This is a genomic window from Bacillus cereus G9842 (assembly GCF_000021305.1).
Classification (GTDB): Bacteria; Bacillota; Bacilli; order Bacillales; family Bacillaceae_G; genus Bacillus_A; species Bacillus_A thuringiensis_S.
Genome location: NC_011772.1, coordinates 789,254 through 814,847, shown reverse-complemented (window position 1 = coordinate 814,847; position 25,594 = coordinate 789,254). Strand labels below are relative to the sequence as shown.

The following is a 25,594-nucleotide window of genomic DNA, read 5'->3' as shown; positions in this document are numbered from 1 at the left end:
CTAGCTGTACTGTCAATTATCGTGCACTTTTTATAATAAAAATCTCCTAACGACTTGTTAGGAGATACAGTATATCTTTAAGAAAGTGCCTTTAATCCTGTCACTCCACATACAATAAGAAACACACTAATGATACGCGCTTTACTTTTCGACTCACCAAACAAGAACATGTTTAACAAAACTGCACCTGCTGTTCCGATACCAATCCAAACCGCATATGCGACACTTACTTGTAAAAATAAGAAGGAAGTATACAAAAATGCGAAGGATGTAGCAAACCCACCTATATAAATCGCACCATTGGCTAATGTCTTATCTTTACTATACATTTTAAGTCCTATCACACCGACTATTTCACTAATTGCAGCACAAAATACGAAAAACCAACCCATTTTTAAGCAACTCCTTCCACAGTTTCTTCTTTATTGTCAGCTAACTTTAAACCGATAACGCCGGCTACTACCATAAGAATGAAGAATAGTTTGCCTGCGCTGAAACTTCCACCGAAAAGAAATACATCCATTAAGAAAGTACCTACCGTACCAGCTCCAGCGAAAATAGCATATACAGTTCCTGTTGCAAGATGTTCACACGCTTTAGAAAGGAAGTGAAAATCAACAGCGATAACTCCTAAAATAATAATCCAATGCCACCAAGTATTAGCCGTATTAAAACCAAACACCCAAAAAATTTCAAAGATACATGTTAATATGACATATAACCAAGCTCTATTTTTCATACCTCTCACCTCTTATGACTGACTATCAGTCATTTTTGTTTTAAAAAAATATACTCTTTCATCAATACTATATAAAAACAACTATCATCCTCATTTACCATTGTATTTGTTCCATTTCTAAGCTAAATGCATCCTGTCACATAAAAATGACTGAATGTCATTCATATGTATTGTACATGAACATTTTAAAAATTGTCAATGCCGAAAGTTTATTTAAAATTTCTATCATCAGATTTGTATATTTCCTAATAATCTGTCAATAATGCTAGTAACATAATATTTTCTCCACTCCCCCTTGGAGAGATCCCTTGAATGGAGCAGTTAGCTTTTGCTAGCTGCTCTTTTTTATTTATCCGCACACTATGATGAAATACTCATAGATCAAATCCATTTTTCATCACATAACAACATCTATTTATTTTCCAATGAGCCTTTGTATGCACTAATTTTATTCTCGAGCATCTTCTCTGTAACTTCTAAGTTTTCTCTTTGAATCTGAATAGATTTCCTATGATCTTCTAGAAGCTGTAAACGAGCTTCTGTTGTATGCTCCCCTTCTGTATATAGTCTAGCGTATTCTCTTATTTTCGCTATTGGCATTTGCGTTTGTTTTAATTTCATTACAAACTGCAACCACTTTATATGTGACTCTTCGTAAAGTCGATTTCCATTTGTATCACGATTTGCAATTAATATACTTTCCTTTTCATAATAGCGTAGTGTATGTGTGCTCACTCCTAATAATTTTGCTACCTCGCTAATTGTGTACATACTCAAACTCCCTCCATATGCTTACCCTCATATATCTTATGACCGAATCAAATTTATAAAAAACATTTGACTTAGAGTATACTCTAACAAATACAATCTAACCATAAATGAATTTGAATTTAGGGGGATTTTATATGAAATACACGGTTATTACTGGCGCAAGTTCCGGAATTGGTTATGAAGCAGCTTTAGCATTTGCATCTCGCGGAAAAAATTTAGTACTTGTAGCTCGAAGACAAGAAGAATTAAACGGATTAAAATTGAAAATTAACGAAATGCATCCTGAGTTGGATGTTGTCATTCGAAAAACTGATTTATCTGTGACTGAAGATGTTTATAAACTTTATGAAAGCCTACAAGCTTTTCAAATTGAAACGTGGATTAACAACGCAGGTTTTGGTAATTTCGCCTCAATTGCTGAACAAAATTTAAATAAAATAGAGACGATGTTGCATGTCAATATAGAAGCACTAACAATACTCTCTTCTCTTTTCGTTCGAGATTATTCAATGGTTGATGGAACACAGCTTATTAACGTTTCATCTGGCGGCGGATACACGATTGTTGCTGATGCTGTTACGTATTGCGCTACGAAATTTTATGTAAGTGCCTTTACAGAAGGGCTGTCTCACGAACTGAAAGAACAAGGCGCAAAACTGCAAGCAAAAGTTTTAGCTCCTGCTGCAACTGAAACAGAATTTGCGAAACGTTCATTTGATATTGATGAATTCCAATACGATAATGTTGTACCAAAATTCCACACTGCAAAACAAATGGCACAATTTATGCTCGATCTTTATGATAATGATAAAGTTGTAGGGCTTGTCGATGGTTCTACTTATAACTATGAGCTTAAAAATCCCATTTTTAATTTTGCAGTACGAAAAACGAATTCAAGTTCTTAATTCCCCTAAAATATAGATGCCCACTATTACATAAATAATAGTGGGACTTTTCTCTCTCTGAAACTTTCACCCAACATACCGAACCATCGCCACTTCATCACAATAATCAACCTTTGGACAATGTCTACAATCAATCCATACTTTCTCTGGTAACGCCTCTCTATTCACAAAATCAAACCCGCACTTTTGAAAAAATTCCGTTTCATATGTTAAAGAAATGACTCTATTCACTTTTATTTTCGCTGCTTCATTTATTACATGGTTCACTAACATACGCCCTATCCCTTTTCCTGCATATGTATGCGAAACTACTAACGATCGTATTTCTGCAAGATCTTCCCCCAATACATGCAATCCAGCAACTCCAACAATTTTCTCGTCCTCTTTCATAACATATAAACATTGCAAATATTGATAAAGAGACAAAAGAGATCGCGGTAAAACAACTCCCTCTTTTGCATAAACCTCAATAAGACTATAAATTTCTTTCACATCACTCGTCACCGCATTACAGATTTTCATATTACATCCCCTTGCCCTCGATATTAATATTTATAACTTCAAATGAATTTTAATTCATAATTTTATATAATAATACATCTCTCTTTTCTCCTCGTCAATCAATTTATACAAACAAAAAACCAAGCAATCTAATCGATGCTCGGTTCCTCATTTCGTATCGGCAATACTGTCGAATATTTAATTTCACGAAGTGCTAAACTTGTCTGTATCCTTGTAATACCAAGCTTATTCAGCTTTCTAATAAACTGCTCTAGTTCTTTACGATCACGATTTGCAACCTTTAATAAATAATCGTACTCTCCTGTTAAACAGTGACATTCTAACACTTCCGGCATCGATTCTAATTCTTTCTCCAACACTTCCAACTTGTCAAATTGATGAATATTCGTACTCATAAAAATAAAACATAATAAATCAAACCCAAGCTTTTCTTGATTTAAAATCGCGACTTGCTTATCGATGAAACCTTCCCCATCCAATCTTTTTATTCTTGCATGCATCGCAGCCGGTGATAAATTAACGCGACGTGCCAGCTCTGCATTACTTACTTGTGACTCCTTCTGCAATATATCTAAAATTTGTACATCCAAATCATCCAACACTTTAATAACAGACGACTCCATTACAATTCCCCCTTTTTTCTTACCGATGATTATTCGAAAAAACACCTTATACCTTACACGAAACTGAATATCATTCCGTAAATATCACTCATCACTAAAGATTTTATCGAGTTTTCACCATTATACAAAAGAATATATTACACAATAAAGAAAAATGCTAAAATTATTTACAATAAGTATTGATTACAAAAAAGGGGATTTTATCATGCCTTATTTTTACGTCTTTTTACTATTACTAACGAGCTTATTATGGGGAGGAAATTTCGTCGTTGGAAAATCACTCGTCGATCATGCATCGCCGATGACACTGACAAATTTAAGATGGATGATTGCGATTGTTTGTTTATTACCAATGGTATGGTTTAAAGAAAAGAAAATCCTTCCACCACGTACCGCAATACTTCCGTTAATATTGATGGGAATTTCAGGGGTCGCTCTTTTTAACATCTTTCAATTTTTAGCATTAGAAAAAACATCCGCTACGAATGTAGGTCTTATCTCTACTTTGAATGCAATTTCAATTGCATTATTTTCAGTATTATTTCTAAAAGAAAAAGTAAATACACTTCAAATCCTATCCATGATTCTTTCATTCTTCGGGGTTATCCTCGTCCTATTAAAAGGTGATTTCTCGCTTTTATTTTCACTACATTTTAATAGTGGCGATTTATGGATGATTGCAGCAGTTTGTATTTGGGGAATCTATTCTGTTTGTAGTAAATGGGCAACAAAAACAACTACACCACTTATGGCAACGTTGTACTCTGGTATTTTCGGCGTTATTTTATTACTACCGTTTAACATAGGTAGCTTCACTGTTTCAAATATAAATACTTCTTTCATCACATCACTTTTATATACTGGGCTTATTTCGACAGTTCTTTGTATGGTATTTTGGAATATTGGCGTACAAAAATTAGGCGCAACTACATCAGGTATTTTTCTAAACTTCAATCCAATTTTCACAGCCATTTTAGCATTCATATTCCTCGGAGAAGAATTAACGTGGATACAAATTTTAGGAACAATTGTCGTTGTAACAGGATGTTATTTATTTTCTCATTTCAAAACTGTCGCTGTTCAGCCTGTTAGACCTTTAATGCGAAAACATCCTTAATGAAAAAACATCGTCATCTGGGTTGGCGATGTTTTTATTTACTCTTCATTTCTTTTATATACTGCTTTTCCTCTTCTGGCGATAAACGTTCCGTCGCCTTGCCAGTATCTCCACCTTGAAGGCTCCATAAAAAGTTATGCTCCTCAACAGTTTGAGAAAAATCTCCTTTTTCCCATCTATTTATAATAGAAAATAACTTCATTTTATATTGAAAACCTGTACTATTTTCAATATCTCTTTTTACATTAGAAATTTCCTTTTTTGTCATCTCTACAAATCCCCATTTTTCAGAGGATTTTACCTTTTGGTGCACCATTTTATGCATGGTAGAAATAATTTCACCTTCACTAATTTGCGGGGCTTCTTCTGCAGCTTTTTTCTCTTTTTCGTTTGCCGCTCGCTCGGTTTGAATATTTGTATTTTCTTTTTCCACATATGCAAGCAATTTCTTTCCGCCAACTATAGAAGAGATGATTACCATAATGGTAATACATATACCTACAATCCATTTAAAAAGCATTAGCTCTTCATCGCTTCCCTAACAATATGACTATCTACATATTGCTTAAACTTCACGATTTTTCCATCTTCAAGCTGCCATACATGAACAAATTCTGCTTCAAATGATTTTCCTGTTTCTTTATAAACTCCAGAATACATACCTTCTGCAATAATTACATCTTTTCCGTCTACCTCATGATATGTATTTACACTTGCTTTATAATCATCCCAGTCTGATCCTAAACGGCTAAATACATTTTCCATTATAGCTTCTACGCCTTTATATGTTCCGCCGTATGGGAAACCTTCTGCCTCTGTCCATTCCACTTTTTCAGAGAAGGCTTCTGCTAAATGCTTTGCATTCGAAGAAGCTGATCCTTCATACGTGCTTTGAATAATTTCTAAATTTGATTTAGGCATATTACTTCCTCCCGTTTATTTATTTTTACACAAGACGTAACCAATGTAGTTACACCTTGTGTAAAAAAATATTTAAATTGTTTCATTCGTAATTCATTAGTTGTAATCATTATAGTTACAATAATTCTTCAAGTCAACAATTTATAAATAAAATTTACTTCGTTTTCATTACTTTCTCTTTTAAGAAACGATCTACATATCCTTCTGCTTTTACTACGAATAAATACGCACCCATTGATAATAATGCAAGATCTAATTCATATCCTGGATTCTTTCCATCTCCTAATAAACCTGCTGCTCCATTTACCTTTACGATAGCTCCAGCTAAAATAAGAGCGAATAACAATCCTACATATCGTACACCTAAACCGATAATTAATAATATACCACCAACTAATTCTACAGTTGCTACGCCGTATGCAAGGCCACCTGGTAAACCGATGCTTGTAAACCATCCTGCTACATTATCGATACCTGATTGAAACTTTGCTAAACCGTGTGCAAAGAACGTAACTCCTAACACGATACGAATAATTAAATTCCCAATATATTGATTCATTTTGAACTCTCCTTTTTGTTTTGTTATGGTGAACTTTTATTTACAAGTCAAAACAATACGGTATTTTATTTCATTCGTCAAATACTTTTTTAAAGAAAACAAAAAACATTATCCGTTTTACGGATAATGTTTTCCTACAAAATAGCGCTAATTCAAGCTTTTATTCTATCGCATAGAAAAAGTTGAAACATTTTTCCAGCGCCAATATAAGGCAGTAAAGACACGTCCTCTTCCACAACCATTCCCACAACATTCACTTTCTCATCTACAGGTAAATCATGTGTAGCAACTTGCATCTCCCCTGCATATCTACCGTACAATTCATTATCAATTGTAATGCTGCCTTTCTTTCTTACAATTGTATGCATCGGCTGTAAAACCACTCTATTTCCTTCCCTTGATTCTACAGATCGAATAACATCACGAGCCGGATCTAGTCTATTTGTATGCACTTGCTCCACCACTTTTAATACTTCTTTATCAGTTATAAATGATTTGTAACGCAATGGAATAATCCCCCTACTCGCACTAGCTACTTCTTGCATACTTTCCAAACTTGCGCTTATATCTCCAATCAATACTTTATCAACACCACAATCTTGAACAAGTTCTAAGTACGCTTCAAGCGGGCGCATATTGCGATGTTTTTCTAACGTTGGTAACCCTTCATATAACGGACCACGTTTTTCCGCGTCTCCTGGAATAAATGCCATCGTTTTTATTCCGCACTCCTGTAAATATTGATTTTGTTTTTGTAAGAAGGACTTTGCTAGTCCTGTCTCTGGACGTGGGTAAAAATTATGCAACGCTTCTACATTCTCTACTCGTATATGTTCTGTAAGTAACTCTTTCCAAAATGGCTTTGTAATCGTACTCGCATTTAAAGCTACTTTCATCTTATGAGATACGCTTGCAATTTCTTTTGGCGCAATGCCGTAATCCATTCTTAAACCGGTAATGCCCCAGTCCAATAGTTCTTCCACATTTTCATATGTTAGCCCTAAATGATGTAACGATTTTGGAGAAACATCAACCATTAACTCCATTTCATTTTCAAGAGCCTGCTTCCCAAGTATCTGAATTAACTCTTTATACGTACCAGGATCATCCTCTGGTATATGAAGTGATGTAAAAATAGACAAAAATCCATTTTCCTTCGCCACTTTTAGCCACTCTTCTTGTTTCTCTACTCGTTCTTTTGAAAGATAAATGGAAACTCCGATCATATAAATCTCCCTTTCTATTAATAGAAAAAGAGAAAGGAATCCCTTTCTCTATATGTTTTCTGCCATTTCTTCTTTAAATCCGAAGAAGTACGTAAAGATAAATCCGAAAGTATATGCAATTACTAAACCTAAGAAATATAGTAAATATTTATTGTCAGCAATTAACGGAATTAAAGATAGCCCTGATACGCCAATTCCAAGTGAAGCCGTTTGCATAACTGCTTGGAATGCACCACCGACAGCCGCTCCTAAACAAGCAGTAATAAACGGTTTCCCAAGTGGTAATGTAACCCCGTATAATAACGGCTCACCAATTCCTAAAAAGCCAACTGGCAATCCACCTTTAATTACATTTCGAAGTCGTTTGTTTTTTGTTTTCACATAAATCGCAATTGCTGCGCCCACTTGGCCAGCACCAGCCATTGCGAGCACTGGTAATAAAGGTGTTACGTGTGTTTGATTAATAAATTCCATATGAATTGGTGTTAAACCGTGATGCAATCCGACCATAACGAGAGGTAAAAATGTTCCCGCAAGTACTGCGCCAGCAAATGCTCCGCCAATATTTAAAATAGCATTAATTCCGCTCGTAATACCATCTGATAAGAAACCTGCTAATGGCTGAATGGCTAACATCGTTACGATACTTACAACTAATACAGTAATGAGTGGTGTCACGATAATATCAACTGCATTTGGCACTGCTTTTCGAACTTGTCTTTCCACTACAACCATAAGCCATGCTGCAAAAATAACTGCAAACAATCCGCCCCGTCCGGGCACTAATGCTTCACCAAACAATTTTACGTTTGCCATCGCCGGGTTGAAAATTAAAATACCAGCAATTGCCCCAAGAACCGGTGTCCCGCCAAATTCTTTCGCTGTATTCCAGCCGACTAAAATTCCTAAGAATGTAAAGATACCGCCGCCAATGAGTAGTAACATTTGTAACCACGTTGCATTTGGATCAGCACCAGCATTTTTCGCAAAGTTAGCAACCCCGTTTATAATTCCTGACGCAACAAGCCCCGGAATTAATGGGATGAAAATACTTCCTATTTTTCGTAAAAAGTTTTTCACCGGTGTATTATTTTTCTTCTTAATCTCTGATTTCATCTCTTGCCCAATATCTTCAAGGTGATGATCTGCTACCTCACCAATTCGTAGTCCTGTCAAACCTTCCATTTCAGCTGCTACTTTATTTACTGTTCCTGGACCAACGACAACTTGAAGCGTCTCATCTTCTATAACACCCATAACGCCTTCAACTTTTTTCAAAAGGTCCATATTTACTTTACTTTCATCATGAAGCGTTAAACGTAGTCTCGTCATACAATGAGCAATACTACGAATATTTTTTATTCCCCCAAGTTGCTCCGAAATTTCCTTGGCCATTCTCTCTTCTTTCTTCATAATAGAATCCCCCTTCCTATTACTTTATAGTGCTTTCTTCACAAACCCTTTTGCGTATTTTAGTTTCTCCAGTGCTTCCCCATACTCACACTGCAACAACACCATAACAATGGCAGCTTTTACGTTACGTTCTGCCTTTTCATAATACTCTGCCGCTACTTCATAACTAGCGCCTGTTGCTTCCATAATAATTCGTTTTGACCGTTCTACTAACTTTTCATTTGTGGATTGAACATCTACCATTAAGTTTTTATATACTTTTCCTACACCAATCATCGAAGCTGTTGAAATCATATTCAGCACTAATTTTTGTGCTGTACCAGCTTTTAAACGCGTTGATCCTGTTAATATTTCTGCACCTGTCTCTACTTCTACATTTAACTTTGCATATTTACTTATTTCAGCATTTTTATTACAAGAAATACTCGCTGTACTCGCTCCTACGCTCTGTGCGTATTTCAAGCCGCCAATTACGTAAGGAGTTCTGCCACTTGCAGCAATTCCAATCACTGTATCTTTCTCATTTAATCCAATACTTTTTAAATCTTCTTCTGCTAACTCTTCGCGATCTTCGGCACCTTCCACCGCTTTAGTAAACGCTTTCAACCCACCTGCTATATATCCTTGCACCATTTTATCATCCGTGCCAAATGTCGGCGGACATTCCACTGCATCTAGAATACCTAAACGACCACTCGTACCAGCACCAATGTAAATTAAACGTCCCTCTTCTTCAAAAGATTTAATAACAGTCTGTACAACCTTTTCAATTTGTTCTATCTCTTTTTCAACTGCTAACGCAACAGTTCGATCTTCTTCATTCATACTTTGCAACACTTCTTTTATACTCATTTCATCCAGATTCATTGTTTTCTCATTACGATGTTCTGTCGATAAATTTTCTAACATATTGTCACCCTCTTTGAAATTATATTTCACACTTTTATTATAACTTTAAGAAACTAAAAATCAATATCCCTTTCTTATTTTATGAAATAAAATTTCACAACATGACATATTTGTGTCAAAGATAATAAAAAAGATGAGTCTCCTCATCTTTTCTTCTACTTTAACTTCCGTAACCGCAACGCTTCTTCTCGCGTCTCCATAAATTGATCCAATACTTTATTACCAATTCGGTTGAAAGTAATCACATATAAAGCATCAATCATATTCAGTTGCGTCATTCTCGACGCAATACTTGCAATACGATGATCTTGTTCTACATCTGGCATACAAAGACGAATGTCCGCTTCTTTATATAAGGGGGATGATTGATCTAGCTTCGTAATTCCAATAACAGTTGCACCTTGTCTCTTTGCATACTGCGCCATTTCAAGCACATCTCTCGTTCGACCAGATGTTGAAATCGCAACAAATATATCGCCTTCTTTTAAATTCGTCACAAGCGGCAACATCATATGAAAATCAGATAGCATCATCGCTGTAAATCCAAGCCGTGTAAATTTATACGCCCCATCCATTGCTGGCGTAGCTGATCCACCTACGCCGTAAAATATAATTTTGCCCGCATTGACAATACGATCTGCAGCTTTCTCAAGTTCCTTCTTATCTATCGCAGTAACGCTCGCCTCAATTGCAGCTTTATTCACATAAGTGACTTTATTAAACAAATCGTACGGTCCATCTTCCGTATTCATCACTGAAAAATCGTTAATATTATAATCAGCAATCGTTAATTCACGAACGAGTGCTATCTTAAATGCTTTAAAACTTCCGATCCCAATCGACTTACAAAAACGAACGACACTCGCCTCACTTGCGCCTGCATTCGTTGACACTTCTTTCGTCGTTAAGTTCGGAACAATCTCTGCATTCTCCATTATGTACATGGCAACCTTCTTTTCAGCTGGTGAAAATTGATCCATATTACTTTCAATTTTAAATAGTAATGTTGAAGCTTTCACTATTTAACCTCCACTTCTTACGGTTGCGTTCACTTATTTTCTCTTGCTTCAAGAAGGTAAAAACCATCATCGCCAGGAGGATGAAACACATTTACAATGCGATTCCCTTTTTGATAAACAGTTCTTTCTCCTTCTGTCCACTTCTCTTTCCAACCGTTCATCCAAATCGCAACATCAGGTAAAAAAGCAGTATATTTCAGCTTCTGACCGTACTCACCATCTGCTTCTTCCGAAAAAATAGAAACCGGAAAATCTTTCACTTTTGATTCTTTCCATGCAGTAAATGGTATACATACTGCAATAAGTACGATTACACCGATAACCTTCTCCTTCGTAATCTTCACACTTCCCTCTCCTTGTCATATCACATACATAGATTTTACCATAATTACAAACCCTTCATGCTATATGACCATTGCTTTTTGGAATAAAAAAAGAGCTTACCTACATCAGATAAGCCCTTCCTCTCTATACAAAATATTTCTTCAAAAGTGGCGGTGTAATAATCGTCGTCAATATAACAACAATAACAATCGCTGTGAAATTTTCTTTCGCTAATAAATTCGCCGTAAGTCCATTTGCTGCGATGATAAGTGCTACTTCACCACGTGATACCATCCCCGCGCCAATACTAATAGAAGATTGGAGATTAAAACCTGTCAATCTCGCTCCTAAACCTGATCCAATTAACTTTGTGAAAATCGCAATGAGGGTCATAATAATAATGAACCAAAGCTGGCTTCCAATGCCTTGAAATGTAATTTCCATTCCGATACTTACGAAGAATACTGGAACAAATATTGCATAAGCAATCGGTTCAATTTTATGTTCCACTTCATGCTTATACTCTGTTTGAGAAATAGCAATTCCTGCTGCAAATGCTCCAATAATGCCTGCAATTCCCATCATTTCACTGTAATAAGAAAAAGAGAAGCAAATAATAAGAGCCGCGCTAATTAACGCTTCTGTTACACGAAGCGGGACAAGCATTTTCATAATCCAAGGAACGACTTTCCAAGCAATAAAAACAATACTTACAAAGAAAATAATTTTCTTTGCAATGACAAGCGTTATATTTACATCTTGTGTTCCTAAAAAACTCATTACAAATGCCAATAAAATAACGACAATGACATCATCAAATACGGCAGCACCTAAAATTGTTGTACTTTCTCTCGTATTCATTTTTCCTAAATCACGTAGCGTCTGCACCGTAATACTAACCGATGTTGCGCAAAGTAATAATCCTAAAAAAATGGCATGGGACTGCATTAATCCAAACAGCAATCCTGTTACATAACCACCGATGAAAGGAAAAATAATTCCACCAGCCGCTACTGCAAATGACGATTTCAAATTCCGATTTAACTCTTCTAAATCTGTTTCAAGTCCCGCCATAAACATAAGTAACAAAACACCAATCTCACTCAGTTCATCAATTAGTTCAGAACTATTAATAATACCGAGTACAGCTGGACCGATAATAATACCGACAATTAACTTACCAAGTACAGAAGGCTGACCAAGTCTCACGCTAATGTCACCAGCTAATTTCGTACAAAGTAAAATGACGACAAGTTCAAAATAAAATAACATAGCATCTGCTCCTACTTTAACTTTAATCAGTGGGTCGTTAACCCCCGTTCATTTCTGCAAGTAGTTTCCCCTATTGATCCGAATTTTATTTTTCATATTTTTATTTGACAAAATATTCTGAATTATATTAAGATTAATCCAGCAATTTTAAAAAACTACATACCATAACTGTACCTCCATTTCCTTACATACTCTTTTTTAATGGGCTCATACTATAGTCGCAGTTATGGAAATGAAAAAACGGGGGGAGAGTCCAAAGTGAAGTCATTATTACGAAAAAAAGCGCTTAGTACTGAATCACCAAAGCAGCTAGATAGAACATTAACTGCACTCGATTTAACGTTTTTAGGGATCGGCGCCGTAATTGGGACAGGGATCTTTGTATTAACAGGTATTGTTGCAGCAAAACATTCTGGTCCTGGTATTATGCTATCATTCCTTATTGCTGCATTTACTTGTGCTTGTGTAGCCTTTTGTTATGCTGAATTTGCTTCTTCTATTCCTGTCTCAGGAAGTGTGTATACTTACGCATACATGACAGTCGGAGAAGTCGTCGCCTTCATCGTCGGATGGTGTTTAATGCTCGAATATTTACTTGCCGTTGCAGCAGTAGCTGTCGGTTGGTCTGGTTATTTGCAATCATTACTACAAGGGTTCAATATACACCTACCCGCCATAATCGCCTCGGCCCCCGGCGTAGGAAAAGGTGGTCTCATCGATTTACCAGCTGTCTGCATTTTACTTCTTATTACTGGTCTTTTAAGTTTTGGTATACGTGAAAGTGCACGCATTAATAATATTATGGTTCTTATTAAACTAGCTGTTATCATTGCCTTTATCGTAGCAGGCGCAAAATATGTAAAACCTGAAAACTGGACACCTTTCATTCCATTCGGATACGACGGTATTATTACCGGAGCTGCCACTGTATTCTTCGCCTTTTTAGGTTTTGATGCAATCGCAACCGCTGCAGAAGAAACGAAAAAACCGCAGCGTGACTTACCAATTGGTATTATCGGTTCTCTTCTTATTTGTACTGTTTTATATATGATCGTATCTTTCGTTTTAACAGGTATGGTTCCTTATACGCAATTAGACGTTTCTGATCCAGTTGCATTTGCATTGCATTTCGTTGGTGAGGATGCAATTGCAGGACTACTCGCTGTTGGAGCGATGACTGGAATGACAACCGTTCTCTTAGTCGTTATGTATGGACAAGTTCGAGTTTCGTATGCGATGAGCCGTGACGGTCTACTTCCAAAAGCGTTAGCACGTGTAAATAAAAGAGTAAAAATCCCTTTATTAAATACGTGGATTACTGGCGTTATTGCCGCTTTATTAGCAGGACTTTTAGATTTACATTTGCTAGCAAATTTAGTAAACATCGGTACGTTAACAGCCTTTACATTCGTTTGCTGCGCGGTACTTATTTTACGAAAAACACATCCTGATTTAAAACGTGGATTCCGTACACCTTTCGTACCTGTATTACCAGTTGTCGCGATTCTTTGCTGTTTATATTTGATGGCTAATTTATCTAAAACGACATGGATTAGCTTTATAGCTTGGCTTATAGTCGGTTTATGCTTCTATTTCTTCTACTCTAGAAAGCATAGCCATTTAGCTACCGAAAAAACGAATGATGAACAGAAAAAAGCATAACAAAATAGCTCGCCGTTTTAGCGGCGAGCTATCTTTCTGTACAATTATATTTTTTCGTTAACGATTGTAAAATGAAAAATATGCCGATGCAAGCTGTAAACCACGCCCAATTTCCTATTGGTGTAGAATATTTAAAAACGCCAATACCTACAAGCACTATGAAAATGATTACTTGATATATGAGCTTCCACTTTTGCATATATTCCCTCCTTTACTTCGTTCCCTTCTTTTTATTCTTCCAGGCATTCAAACTATCAAAGAAAAAGTTAATAAATAACGTTCCTAGTCCTGCTAATAAGAAAGTCATTAAAAATAAAACCCAAATACTTTTCTCTTTTAAGAAATAATATCCTACAAGGAGCACAACCGCGATCCATACATATTCAAGAATTCTTTTTAGCTTTTTCTGTTCCAAATTATTCGCTCCTTCTTTCTATGCTACTTTTAGTATAACAAAAAAGAAGCCTATCATGATAAGCTTCTTTTCTTCTCTCTTATTTGTTCATACTTTTTTCAACGAGTGAAATCGCATATTCTAATGTACGATTCATCGTTTCTACCTGTGCATCTTTTACCTTCGCATCTTTTAATACAGCTTCTGCAACTGTAATTTTTTGTTGCAATGATTTCACTGAACCATCTGTTACATTTACAGCTTGCGCTTTCTTCACTACTGCTTTTGCAGATTCAATATTGATCTGTAATTTTTCTTTCGGTGTTTTTGGTTGTTCTTCTGCCACTTTTGATTGTACGAATGTTACATTAGCTGTTTTTAATTCGTTATATGTTTGAATAATTTGTTCCCCAGTACTTCCTACATTTTCAAATGCTTGCTTAGCAGTGTTATAGCTTTTTTCTAGTTCTTGAAATGCTTCCTTTGAATATTGACCTGGCTTACCACCAAACTCATACGTACCATCTAACACTTCCTTTACTTTTCCTAGCTCCTCATATAATGCGTTGACTTGCTCTAACTTCGTACGGTTAGAAAATTCATTGTACGCTGCTAATACTTCTGAAGAACTTAACGCTTTACTATATAATTTTGCAAGCGCGATTTGACCGTTTAATGGAATGCCGCCATTTCCATTGCTATCAGGATCCGCTCCAAATGCAAATGGTACGTTCGGGCTATAAACTTTTCCTTGAGCTAACTGACTATTTACTTTTTTACCATCTACGTAAATTGCCACTTCGCTTCCGTTATATGTTCCTGTTAAATGATACGTTTTGTTCGCTTCCAATTGAACGCCAACACGTTTGTAGCTACCGCCAATGTGAGCCCATAATTCAACATATCCACTTCCTGTAGACTCAAAACCAATTCCGCCGCTCTCTGTATTTTGCAAAATACCTTGTCCGCGAATTTCATTCATTGAAAACACAGTTTCTAACGTAAACGTATTTGCTATTTTCTCTTTTTGTGCTGCTGAAAATGGAATATATCCAAATGTATTAGCTTTTCCATTTAACTTCATAACATTCTTTTTCAATGCTTTATCATATTCAATAGTCACATTACCCTTCAATTCACCTTTTGTACCAAATGGTGAATTGTCTTTAAATGTACCATCTGAGAAATTCACATCAAAAATATCAGCCTTTGGTACTTTCACATTCGGATCAATGTTATCTTTTTTCGTAGTAATTTCTGCCGTTAACGGTTGCACACTTTCATTACCAAATGAATCAATCGCGACTACTTCAAACGTATATGTTCTCCCGCCATCTAATCCTGCAAGTGTAAATGTCAGTTCTTTCGGCACTGGGTCACGATAAAACTCTGAAAATGCTAGTAATTTATTTTTTATTTCTCCAGTTTGCTTATCTCTAGCTTGTACGCGATAAGAATGAACAAGAAGGTTGTCCAATGCTTGCATGAATGTTACTGTTGCTGCATTTTCTGTTACATTCGATACTGATAACTTTGCATCTTTTGCAAAAGATGGCTTTTCTTTATCACGATCTTCTACATGTGTAAAAGTTTCTTTCTTTGATGGCAACTGAATTTTCCATGGCTCGCCTGTCCAAGAATTCGTATGGAAATCGCGTCGATTAATCGTTACTTCTTTATCGTCTACTTCTACTAATAAACCTTGGCTTAATGCACGCGATTCTGAAGGAATATTCCCTTGCACTTTGCCACCCTCTACCTCCATATAGCTTACAGAAGAGGTACCAACAGATGTAAAGTCCTTTTGATGAATCGATCTTGGATCATCTAATGGATAATGCGAATGACCTGAAAACGTAATGACTTGTGGATATTCTTTTAATACTGCATTAATTTTTGCACTATCCTTCGTTCCCCATTCTTGGCTACCGTACACTGTATCTTTAATATGTTGATGTAAAAATACAAAAATCGGTTTTTCTGGATCATCTTTTTGCGCCTTTGCCATTTCTTCTTTTAACCAATTAATTTGTTTGTCCGAATAATACCCATGTGTCGTTTCATTTTCTGGAGACATTACGATAAAATGATACCCTTTTACCACTTTATGATAATAAATTGATTCCATTCCTGTTTTTTCTAAGAAACGCTTCTGTGCTCCCTCTACTGATAAACCGTTCCAATAATCATGATTACCTAGAGAATTCATTCGTACCGCATCTTTATTTGCATTGTCATTATACACTTGCATGAAACGATCATATTGCTGCACAGACCCTGAATCAGTAAAATCTCCTACAATTACGAACGCATCTTGCTTTGGTGCAAGCGTATTGAACTGTTCAATCGCTCTTTTCCAGCGAAACATATCATCTGTTCCACTATTTTTAATATGAACATCACTTACAACGGGGAAAACTATTTTCTTCTCACTTGGTGCCTTTTCTTGCTTTTTCTCTTCCGCTTTGACTGATGTACTCCACGGAAATGATACAAATGCTAATACAAAAACCATCAATAATCCAATAAGACCTTTTACTTTTCGTAAAGCAATTCTTTCCACGTGAATCCTCCTCATAATAATTGATTCATTACAAGGGCTATTTTATCTAATACATGTTAATGTCGTTTAAATAAAAAATGAAGTTTATTAGATTTTTGTAAATATACAGTTAATTAGAAATTAAGTCCAACATTCCTCGTACTATTGTATACAACCACCTTTTGTCTAAAAGAGTCTGATCATTCTTTTCCTATGACTATTCACATATAATCTTTTCTATAACACTAATGATAAGTTAAGGTTTAAGCCTATTAGACAATCTTAATTTTTAATATTTCCTTCTTTTTTTAACACATCGGCCATGCTTTTACATTTAATAGTAGTAAAAGACCACTTAAAAGGAGGGGTTGTATTGAAGAATAAAAAAAATATCGGCTGTTTCGCTCCTTTATCTATTATTTGTCCAGCCCCTTGTCCACCGCCCCCTCCTCCAAATCCAAATTGCGAGCGAGTAACAAATGAATTTGCAGGGAATTTCCTTATAACTAATAACACCATTCCTTCTACCAAAGATGCATCACAATCAATGATACTGTGGCAAAGTGATGGGATACTACTTATATCAGGTACTGTTTCGGTTTACAATAGTACTAGCAGCACAGAATCAATTACAATTCAAATCGTTGGAGCCACAACCAATATTTTCACTGTGTTTCCTGGTAATACAATATCGTACACAGGAAAAAACTTACAGTCAGTCAGTATTATCAATATAACAAGTAATCCTTCACTATATTTAGAAGGCAAGTACTGTTGCGAATTTACATGTTGCTTATAGAATACCAATTTCATTACTTTCTCAAAAAAAGCATACCGTTCACGGTATGCTTTTTATGAGATTGGATAACGTACTGTAATACAAAACTCACCTTGATTAACAGTCGTTCCTGTCGTAGTAATTCGGACAGTAGTAAAATATCGGACAGTGAAAGTACCACTACTTTGTGGTTGTACAGTAATTGTATCAACTACTGTTGCCCCTACTAAAAAATCAACTGTAATCGGGTTGGCTCCCACATCGTATTTCACGTAACCTGAACCATATACTTCTTGCGTGATATTATTTGTATATACAATTTGAGTACCAGCACCTGTAATAGACCAGTCTGTACATACTTGGTCTTGCACAAGTGTTTTATTAGAACAACAAGACAAACTGGAACTTCTCATTCCCATTTTGAACCTCTCCTATTCTGCTATGAAAGTGGATAACGTGTTGTAATACAAAATTCTCCCTGATACGTTCCAGCAGGTGTTGCAGGTAACACAACTTGTATACTATCAAAGCGGCGATACGTAAAAGCAATACTCGTTCCTGGGTTTAATGTTTGTGTATCAATTGTACCCCCAGCAGAATCAAGTACCTCTACAGTAATTGGGCCTGGTCCAACATCATATTTAACAAAACCAGTACCAACTACGTTTTGGTTAATATTATTTGTATAGAGAACATTATCAATTGCTGTTGCAACTACAGTAGCAGACCACGGACTACACACTTTATCTTGCACATAATTTTTATCTGGACAACAAGTTAATGCTGACCCTGAGCACTCACAAGACATAGTTGTTTCCCCTCTCTCTTTTATATTCCCTATATGTGTATGTCCCTCAGAGTCTTTTGCCTGTACTATTCATCTATTTTCAAAAAATATTCAAATGACTAGATAGATTCCGTTTTATTTCTTTTCTTCATATATTTATAGACAAAGATACTAGCAACGATAAGAATAACGCCTCCTAATATCGGTAGCATATATTGCCCAACAACGTCCGCTGCTTTTTCCCAATGAGGACCTAATTTCATTCCAAAATAAACATATAAAGTCGTTAATGGGAACATTGCTACAAATGTATATATACTAAATTTCCATATGTTCATTTTCGCCATACCACACGGAACAGAAATAAGCGTTCGAACTCCTGGCACAAAGCGTCCAACAAATGCTACAACCGGTCCATATTTCTCAAAGAAATCATCTGCTTTTTGAATTTGTTCTTCTTTAATGAAGAAGTATTTCCCGTATTTTATTAATAGAGGACGACCGCCGTAATAACCGAGTGCATATAACGTTAAAGGTCCTGTCGTTCCGCCAAGGGTTCCGGCTAGTACAGCAAGCCAAAAATTCATATCTCCCTCGTACACCCAATAACCAACCATGGGCAAAACTACTTCTGCTGGAATAAATTCAAACGTTAATGCTAACACAACTCCAAAATAAGAAAACTGCTTTAAAAACTCGATTATATCTAAAATAATTTGCTCCATATTTTTAACTCCTATCCTACGTTTACGTTATGCTTTTCTTGTAATTGAACTGGCGCCATTTTTACAATTCGGTTCAAAATAAATAACACAATTCCAATATCATCTAAAATACCGATAAACGGTAAGAAGTCTGGAATTAAATCGAGCGGCATCGCAACATAACCAACTAAAAACGCAATAGATAAAATTTTCTTCTTTATTGAAACCTCTTTTGAAGTGAAAAAGTCAAATAGAAATGGAACAAATCGGCGAACATGAAATACAACTCTTAATCTACTAATAAGTTTTTTCATTTTTATATCTCCTCTCTTTGTATACAAAAAGGACCCTACCAAACATGGTAAGGGTCCTAAAAAAGACAATAAGGGGCCTTTACCATTGCTGGTAAAGGTCTCACTAACAACGGAACGTTGCCAATAAAGCCGAGGGTTTCTCCCTGTAATGACGACTTTACTGTAATAAGTTACTCCCCTTTATAGACAATTTTATACACTCACATTAAAATATTTCGAAGGGCTTGTCAATATATTTTATATCTCAGGCTCTCCCGCTTACTCTTCACTAAAAAAGCAAATAAACGTATAGGAAATTTCTTACTATCTCATAATATACATAATCATTTGTAAGGAAAGGAGAGACTTCATTTGCATACCGTATGGAAAGGTGCACTCTCACTTGGATTATTAAATATAGGAATTAAACTATATAGTGCTGTAGAAGAAAACGATATAAAATTTTTAAGTCTCCATAAAGAATGCTTAACACCTATTAAATATAAAAAATTTGCTCCCGATTGCACGGATGAAGAAATCGATGATACAGATATTGTAAAAGCCTATGAATACGCATCTCATAAATACATTATTATAGATGAAAAAGAATTGGCTGAATTACAAAAAGCTCACGAACCACGCTCCATTCGTATTATATCTTTTGTCCAAAATAACGAAATCGATTCTGTTCTTTATGACCGTTCTTATTTTATAGGCCCTACCCCAGGACATGAAAAATCATATTTATTATTAAAAGAGGCTCTTGAACGTACAAATAAACTTGGGCTTATTCATATTTCTATTAGAAAAAAACAACATTTAGCTATTATCCGTAACTTTGAAGATGGGCTTATGTTACAAACTATTCACTATCCTAATGAAATTCGCGATATAACAAATACACCTAACTTACCAAGTAATGAAAATTATCCTATTCAAAAACAAGAACTCACAGCAGCAATTAATTTAATCCACCACCTTACAAATCCTTTTGAACAAGAAATGTATACAGATGAGTATAAAGAAGCACTTACCGAACTAATCGAAAACAAAATTGAACAACAGGAAAAAACCGAAACAATCTCTCCAACTCCAAACATCATCAATATTATGGAGACATTACAGGCAAGTATTGAACAAGCGAAAATAAAAAGAGAAAATAAAACAGAAAAAGAGGCCAAATAAAATTGGCCTCTTTTTTCTTTAAAGCGGATTACATTTTGGTATCTCAAGTCCAGATGATTGCGCTAATTTTAATAAGTAATAACATTCTTCTCTTGCCATATGATCCGCCATTCTAGCAGATAATGTACTTAATATTTCATTCGATAACTCTAGCTCTTCAACTTCATGGAGAAAATGTGAAAATAATTTTAACTCAAGTGAAACATCTTTTGTAAACTTCTTTAATGCAGGAAAATGATGAAGCTCTGTCCGTAAATACCCTGTCATCTCAACTGCCTTTAAGTAAAATTTTTCAAAGTGCTTCGTGAATTCTTCACTTTTCTCTTTTAATCTTTTTTCAACAAGATCTAGTCCACCAGAAATAGATCCTGCATGACCAGCCGCATCTGTTAACCAAACGAGGTGATAATGTAATTCATGAAAAACAGGCGGAACTTCTCCTTTCTTTAAAAATTCTAACACTGTTATATACTCTTCTACTTCGTTTACCATATGATTGATGAAAGTTGGCGTAAAATGAATAGTGATTTTTCCCTCGAGTTGTTTCTGTATAATACTTAATTTAAACATTCTTATTTCCTTTGCGGCTCGTTCTGCCTCTTTTGAAAATGTAATGAGATTCACATTATGTACTTTATTTAAAAGATTCGTAAATGTTTCAAGAAAATAAGCGGCCTTCTTTATATCCTCTTTTTCCTTCGGAGCTAATGCATCAAGTAAAAATTGCGAATGATCAGTAAGCACCTTTAGCCAAAATTGATGCTCAAACAACGCACTTTCTTCATAATTTCTCTCCACTAAATCCCCTCCTTTTATTCGGCCTTCTCTATCACTTGAAGTTTGTATCCATCTGGGTCTTGTACTACAATACTCTTCTCACTTTTGTTTTCCATATATAAAATTTCATAAAACGCTAGCTTCTTTTTTAACTTCTCTATGTTAGAAATCGAAAATGTTAAACCATCGCATGAATTCGTAACACTCTTCTCTCTTCCTCCTAACATGCGATTCATAACAAAACTAATTCTCGTTGAATCGGCATCATACCAAACACCTGTAATATCTAATTGTGGTCTTTCTGAACTAGGTGTTATTCCTAAAATTCCTTCGTAAAAATACAGAGTTTCCTTTAAGTTCTTTACTTCTAACACAATTAAATTTTTTACATTCTCCACATTCATTCCCCCTGCACTTATTACTTTTTTATATGTGTCATAAAGGCCTATTATGTCTGAATACAATACGTAGTAATGAACATTTAAGGAGGTTTATTCGTGAATAAATATATGAGATCATTCGTGCCCTATCATAGTCCTCTCGATCCTTGTCCTCCTATCGGAAAAAAATATTATTCTACTCCTCCTAATTTATTTTTAGGCTTTCAACCGCCAAACTTACCGCAATTCACGCCAAAAGAAGCACTACAAAAAGGGACTTTATGGCCTGTTTTTTATGACTATTATGAAAATCCTTATAAAAAAGGGCGGTGACTACTGACGTGACTCAATCGCTACCAGAAGAATACTATCAGCTTTTACTGGAGCTTCAAGAACTGGACTTTGTACTAGTTGAACTCACTCTTTATTTAGATACACATCCAGATGACACCGCTGCGATTAATCAATTTAATGATTTTTCCTATAAACGGAGAGTATTAAAACAAAAGATGGAAGAAAAATACGGACCACTCCAACAGTTTGGAAACAGCTATTCTAATGCCCCTTGGGAATGGAGCAAAGGTCCTTGGCCATGGCAAATATAAAGGAGAGAAACTATGTGGATTTATGAAAAGAAATTACAATACCCAGTTAAAGTGGGAACTTGCAATCCAGCACTTGCAAAATTATTAATTGAGCAATACGGCGGTGCAGATGGCGAGTTAGCTGCTGCACTACGTTACTTAAATCAACGTTATACAATTCCTGATAAAGTCATTGGCCTTCTTACTGATATTGGCACAGAAGAATTTGCTCACCTTGAAATGATTGCTACGATGGTTTATAAGCTGACGAAAGATGCGACTCCTGAACAGATGAAGGCAGCTGGTCTTGACCCTCATTACGTCGACCATGACAGCGCTCTTCATTACCATAACGCTGCTGGTGTTCCATTTACTGCAACCTATATACAGGCTAAAGGTGATCCAATTGCCGATCTATACGAGGATATTGCAGCTGAAGAAAAAGCACGCGCAACATATCAATGGCTCATTAACTTATCAGATGATCCAGATATAAATGACAGCCTACGCTTTTTACGCGAACGAGAAATTGTCCATTCACAACGTTTCCGAGAAGCAGTTGAAATTTTAAAAGAAGAACGTGATAAAAAAATATTTTTTTAAAACATGTATCCTAGCGGTATGTGTTTTTTTATGTTAAAAGTTAAATCCTTCCTATTAAACATATAAATAGTATATTTATTCGATTTAATGCATTATTTTTTAATATTTTCAAAATTCCCTATTGCTTTCTAATCATCAGACCTTTAAAATAATAACAGTTACTCGACAAATTATTTGAATTTTCGACAAAAAATACTCATTAGGAGGATTTTCTTTATATGCGTACAACTTTAAAACCAGCGCAAATACTTTCGATTAGTTTATTACTATTCGCAGTTTTCTTCGGTGCTGGTAATATGATTTTCCCGCCCCTTCTTGGTCTTTCTTCCGGAGAAAATATGTGGGTTTCCATTACAGGGTTTATTATTACAGACGTCGGTTTATCTTTACTTGCTATCGTTGCTGTTGCCCTTGCTGGTGGTAGTTTTAACACTTTAGCGAGCCGTGTTCATCCAAAATTCGCAGCAGTATTCGCTATCATTATTTATCTTTCAATCGGCCCACTATTTGTTATTCCACGAACTGGATCTGTATCTTATGAAATCGGGATTGCACCACTTTTCCCAGATCAATGGTATTCTATGTTAGTTTTTAGTGCGATTTTCTTCACAGTCGTTTACTTCTTATCATTAAATCCATCCAAGCTAGTAGATCATATCGGTAAAATATTAACGCCAATTTTACTTGTAATTATTGCAATTATGGCAACAAAAGCGATTCTTTCACCAGGGACGTTTGCAGAACCTATCGGTGACTATAAAGACATCCCGTTTTTCAAAGGATTTCTTGAAGGATTTTTAACGTTAGATGCAATTGGGGCTCTCGTACTATCAACAATTGTTGTAAATGCAATTCGTCAAAATGGTATACAAGAGAAGAAATCTATCGCAAAATATACAATCATTTGCGGAAGTATCGCTGCTCTATTCTTAACAATTGTTTACTTCTTACTCGGTTATATTGGAGCTTCAAACGGAAACTTAGGACAATTCGAAAACGGTGGGCAGCTATTAGCTACTGTTATGTATCAATTCTTTGGGACAAGCGGTAATATTTTATTAAGTATCGCCATTATCTTCGCTTGTTTAACAACGGCAATTGGTGTTGTGAGTGCATTTGCAAATTACTTCACAACAGTGCTAACAAATGTTTCATACAAAAAGCTTGTACTATACGTTTGTATCTTTAGTTTCGTTATTTCAAACTTAGGATTAAGCTTATTAATTAAAATCACATTACCTGTATTAATTATTTTGTACCCAATTACGATCATTTTAGTTTTCGTATCATTTATCGATAAATATACGAAACGTAAACCTTCTGTCTACATTGGAGCGATGATCGCAGCGTTTATTATTAGCTGTATTCATGCACTTGATAATGTGGAAATGATACCAGATTTTATCGCTAATATCGTACACACCATTCCTTTTTATAACTTAGGAATTGGCTGGATCATTCCAGCAATAATCGGTGGTATAATTGGATACTTTATTCCGCAAACAGAAGCTGCAGGTGAAGTTTCTACAAAATAAAAAAAAGAAGCAAGCATGAAATCCATGCTTGCTTCTTTTTCTCTTCACATCGTATGTTTAAAAGTAAATAAATCTTCTTTTGACTGCACAACAGATTGTTCCGCTTCTACTACGTCCTTCTTTATCTCTCCTCCTAATCTTACTTTCAACATCGCCTCTTCTATACTTTTTACAATCATATTTCCTGAAAAAATAGTAAGTCCAAAAAATGTAATCGGAACGAGAGGGATCCACGGATTCACTGTTAATGATCTAAAATAGACTCCAATTAAGCCTGACCATTCATGTGTGTATGATTCTATTTCTTCTATCGGTCCTAAAAACTGAACTGTTCCGCCAAAGAATATTTCTAGTAACCCTAAGTGCAGTAAAATAGTAAGAGTTTTCGTAAACTGCTGAAAAAATACAAGTATAAACGTCATATAGAGATGCGGGAAAATATGCTTTATAACAATATGCCTTCTCGATCCACCTAATATGCACGCAGCTTCAATAAATTCTTCGGTTCTCAACTTACGGACTTCCTTCGCAACATACAGTGCAATAACTGGCATCACAAGCATTACAAGTAATAAAACTTGAAACGAAGCCCTTTCAAAAAAGGTTGTTGTTTCCTCTCCACTCCCAAATGCATTTGCAAAGTGAAGAAAAAAGTACGCAATCATAACTGTTGGAATAACTGTAAAACTATCAAAGAAAGCCTCAATTTTTGAAAACCCTCTTTTTACATATGTTCCAAGCACAACACCAAAAAACACACCTATCACCATTCTAAGTGCCGCAATTAAAATAGATATACCAATCGTCCACTTCGCACCTTCAATGACTAAATGTAACAGGTCGTATCCTTTCCGGTCTGTCCCGAGTAAAAATTGTAATGAAGGTGAAAAAGGTGGCACTTGTGGATTTTCATCTGCATCATATTGCAATGTAACTTGCCTAATGTGTCCATCATTCCATAACGTATTTCCGATGCTCAAAAGAACTAATATGAGAAGAAACCCAATACTTATCCAAAATCTTTTATCGCGTTTTATATACATCCACATA

At 35.5% G+C, this 25,594-nt stretch carries 34 protein-coding genes; 9 read left to right on the top strand and 25 right to left on the bottom strand.

Annotated elements, in window-relative coordinates; translation table 11 throughout:
- Positions 1 to 77 precede the first annotated feature (77 nt).
- From BCG9842_RS04135 to BCG9842_RS04125, 3 genes are all read right to left on the bottom strand, one after another.
- Complete coding sequence (locus BCG9842_RS04135; protein WP_000539671.1) at positions 78 to 392, bottom strand: DMT family transporter; 315 nt, start codon at positions 390 to 392, stop codon at positions 78 to 80.
- 2 nt (positions 393 to 394) lie between these two features.
- On the bottom strand, positions 395 to 739 hold the full coding sequence (locus BCG9842_RS04130; protein WP_000796019.1) for a DMT family transporter: 345 nt from the start codon (positions 737 to 739) through the stop codon (positions 395 to 397).
- Positions 740 to 1,150: 411 nt separating this feature from the next.
- Positions 1,151 to 1,510: a MerR family transcriptional regulator gene (locus tag BCG9842_RS04125; RefSeq protein WP_000288075.1), complete on the bottom strand. Its 360-nt coding sequence runs from the start codon at positions 1,508 to 1,510 to the stop codon at positions 1,151 to 1,153.
- Between the two features lie 134 nt (positions 1,511 to 1,644).
- Here BCG9842_RS04125 and BCG9842_RS04120 point away from each other — a divergent pair, with 134 nt between their 5' ends.
- Positions 1,645 to 2,415, top strand: a complete 771-nt coding sequence (locus tag BCG9842_RS04120; protein ID WP_000878080.1) for an SDR family NAD(P)-dependent oxidoreductase — start codon at positions 1,645 to 1,647, stop codon at positions 2,413 to 2,415.
- Between the two features lie 66 nt (positions 2,416 to 2,481).
- Here BCG9842_RS04120 and BCG9842_RS04115 read toward each other — a convergent pair whose 3' ends face one another.
- Entirely contained in the window at positions 2,482 to 2,937 is a 456-nt protein-coding gene (locus BCG9842_RS04115; protein WP_000686659.1) for an N-acetyltransferase, read from the bottom strand.
- 128 nt (positions 2,938 to 3,065) lie between these two features.
- The gene (locus tag BCG9842_RS04110) at positions 3,066 to 3,560 is read right to left on the bottom strand and encodes an Lrp/AsnC family transcriptional regulator (RefSeq protein ID WP_000446097.1); all 495 of its coding nucleotides are present in this window, start codon (positions 3,558 to 3,560) and stop codon (positions 3,066 to 3,068) included.
- Positions 3,561 to 3,765: 205 nt separating this feature from the next.
- Here BCG9842_RS04110 and BCG9842_RS04105 point away from each other — a divergent pair, with 205 nt between their 5' ends.
- Entirely contained in the window at positions 3,766 to 4,677 is a 912-nt protein-coding gene (locus BCG9842_RS04105; protein ID WP_001146241.1) for a DMT family transporter, read from the top strand.
- Positions 4,678 to 4,711: 34 nt separating this feature from the next.
- Here the strand turns inward: BCG9842_RS04105 and BCG9842_RS04100 are convergent, their stop codons facing one another.
- From BCG9842_RS04100 to BCG9842_RS04060, 9 genes are all read right to left on the bottom strand, one after another.
- The gene (locus BCG9842_RS04100; RefSeq protein ID WP_000897996.1) at positions 4,712 to 5,197 is read right to left on the bottom strand and encodes a PRK06770 family protein; all 486 of its coding nucleotides are present in this window, start codon (positions 5,195 to 5,197) and stop codon (positions 4,712 to 4,714) included.
- Entirely contained in the window at positions 5,197 to 5,598 is a 402-nt protein-coding gene (locus BCG9842_RS04095) for a nuclear transport factor 2 family protein (RefSeq protein ID WP_001126695.1), read from the bottom strand. Before BCG9842_RS04095 ends, BCG9842_RS04100 begins: the two co-directional genes overlap by 1 nt.
- A gap of 154 nt (positions 5,599 to 5,752) precedes the next feature.
- A complete protein-coding gene (locus BCG9842_RS04090) occupies positions 5,753 to 6,157 on the bottom strand; it encodes a DoxX family protein (protein WP_001077751.1) in 405 nt (134 codons plus the stop codon).
- A gap of 152 nt (positions 6,158 to 6,309) precedes the next feature.
- Positions 6,310 to 7,383, bottom strand: coding sequence for a DUF871 domain-containing protein (locus BCG9842_RS04085; RefSeq protein ID WP_000580615.1), 1,074 nt, complete (start codon positions 7,381 to 7,383; stop codon positions 6,310 to 6,312).
- Between the two features lie 48 nt (positions 7,384 to 7,431).
- Positions 7,432 to 8,796, bottom strand: coding sequence for a PTS transporter subunit EIIC (locus BCG9842_RS04080; RefSeq protein WP_000711295.1), 1,365 nt, complete (start codon positions 8,794 to 8,796; stop codon positions 7,432 to 7,434).
- Positions 8,797 to 8,820: 24 nt separating this feature from the next.
- Positions 8,821 to 9,705, bottom strand: a complete 885-nt coding sequence (gene murQ, locus BCG9842_RS04075; protein WP_000892354.1) for an N-acetylmuramic acid 6-phosphate etherase — start codon at positions 9,703 to 9,705, stop codon at positions 8,821 to 8,823.
- Between the two features lie 155 nt (positions 9,706 to 9,860).
- Positions 9,861 to 10,724, bottom strand: a complete 864-nt coding sequence (locus BCG9842_RS04070) for a MurR/RpiR family transcriptional regulator (RefSeq protein WP_000648168.1) — start codon at positions 10,722 to 10,724, stop codon at positions 9,861 to 9,863.
- Positions 10,725 to 10,753: 29 nt separating this feature from the next.
- Positions 10,754 to 11,068, bottom strand: coding sequence for a hypothetical protein (locus BCG9842_RS04065; RefSeq protein ID WP_000704960.1), 315 nt, complete (start codon positions 11,066 to 11,068; stop codon positions 10,754 to 10,756).
- A gap of 124 nt (positions 11,069 to 11,192) precedes the next feature.
- A complete protein-coding gene (locus BCG9842_RS04060; RefSeq protein ID WP_000899807.1) occupies positions 11,193 to 12,320 on the bottom strand; it encodes a cation:proton antiporter in 1,128 nt (375 codons plus the stop codon).
- Between the two features lie 201 nt (positions 12,321 to 12,521).
- On the opposite strand from BCG9842_RS04060, the gene BCG9842_RS04055 reads away from it, so the two are divergent.
- Positions 12,522 to 13,982, top strand: coding sequence for an amino acid permease (locus tag BCG9842_RS04055; protein ID WP_003276830.1), 1,461 nt, complete (start codon positions 12,522 to 12,524; stop codon positions 13,980 to 13,982).
- Positions 13,983 to 14,010: 28 nt separating this feature from the next.
- Here the strand turns inward: BCG9842_RS04055 and BCG9842_RS31165 are convergent, their stop codons facing one another.
- From BCG9842_RS31165 to BCG9842_RS31865, 4 genes are all read right to left on the bottom strand, one after another.
- Complete coding sequence (locus BCG9842_RS31165; protein ID WP_001174833.1) at positions 14,011 to 14,181, bottom strand: hypothetical protein; 171 nt, start codon at positions 14,179 to 14,181, stop codon at positions 14,011 to 14,013.
- Positions 14,182 to 14,193: 12 nt separating this feature from the next.
- The gene (locus BCG9842_RS04045) at positions 14,194 to 14,397 is read right to left on the bottom strand and encodes a hypothetical protein (protein ID WP_000435797.1); all 204 of its coding nucleotides are present in this window, start codon (positions 14,395 to 14,397) and stop codon (positions 14,194 to 14,196) included.
- A gap of 79 nt (positions 14,398 to 14,476) precedes the next feature.
- Positions 14,477 to 16,939 carry a LamG-like jellyroll fold domain-containing protein gene (locus BCG9842_RS04040; protein ID WP_000439563.1) on the bottom strand — a complete coding sequence of 821 codons (2,463 nt, stop codon included), beginning with the start codon at positions 16,937 to 16,939 and terminating at the stop codon, positions 14,477 to 14,479.
- Positions 16,940 to 17,200: 261 nt separating this feature from the next.
- Positions 17,201 to 17,449, bottom strand: a complete 249-nt coding sequence (locus BCG9842_RS31865; protein WP_003276823.1) for a hypothetical protein — start codon at positions 17,447 to 17,449, stop codon at positions 17,201 to 17,203.
- On the opposite strand from BCG9842_RS31865, the gene BCG9842_RS29175 reads away from it, so the two are divergent.
- Complete coding sequence (locus BCG9842_RS29175) at positions 17,334 to 17,717, top strand: S-Ena type endospore appendage (protein ID WP_223838136.1); 384 nt, start codon at positions 17,334 to 17,336, stop codon at positions 17,715 to 17,717. The two genes, BCG9842_RS31865 and BCG9842_RS29175, sit on opposite strands and share 116 nt — an antisense overlap.
- A 53-nt stretch (positions 17,718 to 17,770) precedes the next feature.
- Here BCG9842_RS29175 and BCG9842_RS04030 read toward each other — a convergent pair whose 3' ends face one another.
- The 4 genes from BCG9842_RS04030 to BCG9842_RS04015 form a co-directional block, all read right to left on the bottom strand.
- A complete protein-coding gene (locus BCG9842_RS04030) occupies positions 17,771 to 18,115 on the bottom strand; it encodes a DUF3992 domain-containing protein (protein WP_000525819.1) in 345 nt (114 codons plus the stop codon).
- A gap of 20 nt (positions 18,116 to 18,135) precedes the next feature.
- Complete coding sequence (locus BCG9842_RS04025) at positions 18,136 to 18,504, bottom strand: DUF3992 domain-containing protein (RefSeq protein WP_001277542.1); 369 nt, start codon at positions 18,502 to 18,504, stop codon at positions 18,136 to 18,138.
- 98 nt (positions 18,505 to 18,602) lie between these two features.
- Positions 18,603 to 19,208, bottom strand: a complete 606-nt coding sequence (locus BCG9842_RS04020) for a DedA family protein (RefSeq protein ID WP_000435017.1) — start codon at positions 19,206 to 19,208, stop codon at positions 18,603 to 18,605.
- Between the two features lie 11 nt (positions 19,209 to 19,219).
- A complete protein-coding gene (locus tag BCG9842_RS04015; protein ID WP_000733844.1) occupies positions 19,220 to 19,501 on the bottom strand; it encodes a YkvA family protein in 282 nt (93 codons plus the stop codon).
- A 351-nt stretch (positions 19,502 to 19,852) separates the two neighbouring features.
- Between BCG9842_RS04015 and ku the strand changes: the two genes are divergently transcribed.
- Positions 19,853 to 20,665: a non-homologous end joining protein Ku gene (gene ku / locus BCG9842_RS04010; protein ID WP_000557755.1), complete on the top strand. Its 813-nt coding sequence runs from the start codon at positions 19,853 to 19,855 to the stop codon at positions 20,663 to 20,665.
- A gap of 18 nt (positions 20,666 to 20,683) precedes the next feature.
- Here ku and BCG9842_RS04005 read toward each other — a convergent pair whose 3' ends face one another.
- Both BCG9842_RS04005 and BCG9842_RS04000 read right to left on the bottom strand, forming a co-directional pair.
- Positions 20,684 to 21,463, bottom strand: coding sequence for a DUF2935 domain-containing protein (locus tag BCG9842_RS04005; protein WP_000440984.1), 780 nt, complete (start codon positions 21,461 to 21,463; stop codon positions 20,684 to 20,686).
- A 14-nt stretch (positions 21,464 to 21,477) separates the two neighbouring features.
- Positions 21,478 to 21,846, bottom strand: coding sequence for a VOC family protein (locus BCG9842_RS04000; protein ID WP_003257386.1), 369 nt, complete (start codon positions 21,844 to 21,846; stop codon positions 21,478 to 21,480).
- 93 nt (positions 21,847 to 21,939) lie between these two features.
- Here BCG9842_RS04000 and BCG9842_RS03995 point away from each other — a divergent pair, with 93 nt between their 5' ends.
- From BCG9842_RS03995 to brnQ2, 4 genes are all read left to right on the top strand, one after another.
- Entirely contained in the window at positions 21,940 to 22,155 is a 216-nt protein-coding gene (locus tag BCG9842_RS03995) for a spore coat associated protein CotJA (RefSeq protein WP_001046257.1), read from the top strand.
- Between the two features lie 8 nt (positions 22,156 to 22,163).
- Positions 22,164 to 22,427: a spore coat protein CotJB gene (locus BCG9842_RS03990; RefSeq protein WP_000194492.1), complete on the top strand. Its 264-nt coding sequence runs from the start codon at positions 22,164 to 22,166 to the stop codon at positions 22,425 to 22,427.
- Between the two features lie 12 nt (positions 22,428 to 22,439).
- On the top strand, positions 22,440 to 23,009 hold the full coding sequence (gene cotJC, locus BCG9842_RS03985; RefSeq protein WP_000265275.1) for a spore coat protein CotJC: 570 nt from the start codon (positions 22,440 to 22,442) through the stop codon (positions 23,007 to 23,009).
- A gap of 218 nt (positions 23,010 to 23,227) precedes the next feature.
- Complete coding sequence (brnQ2, locus tag BCG9842_RS03980) at positions 23,228 to 24,544, top strand: branched-chain amino acid transport system II carrier protein BrnQ2 (protein WP_001260933.1); 1,317 nt, start codon at positions 23,228 to 23,230, stop codon at positions 24,542 to 24,544.
- A 44-nt stretch (positions 24,545 to 24,588) separates the two neighbouring features.
- On the opposite strand, the gene BCG9842_RS03975 is transcribed toward brnQ2, so the two are convergent.
- Positions 24,589 to 25,593 (bottom strand): ABC transporter permease, encoded by a 1,005-nt coding sequence (locus tag BCG9842_RS03975; protein WP_000266972.1) that lies wholly within the window; start codon positions 25,591 to 25,593, stop codon positions 24,589 to 24,591.
- Position 25,594: the final 1 nt, after the last annotated feature.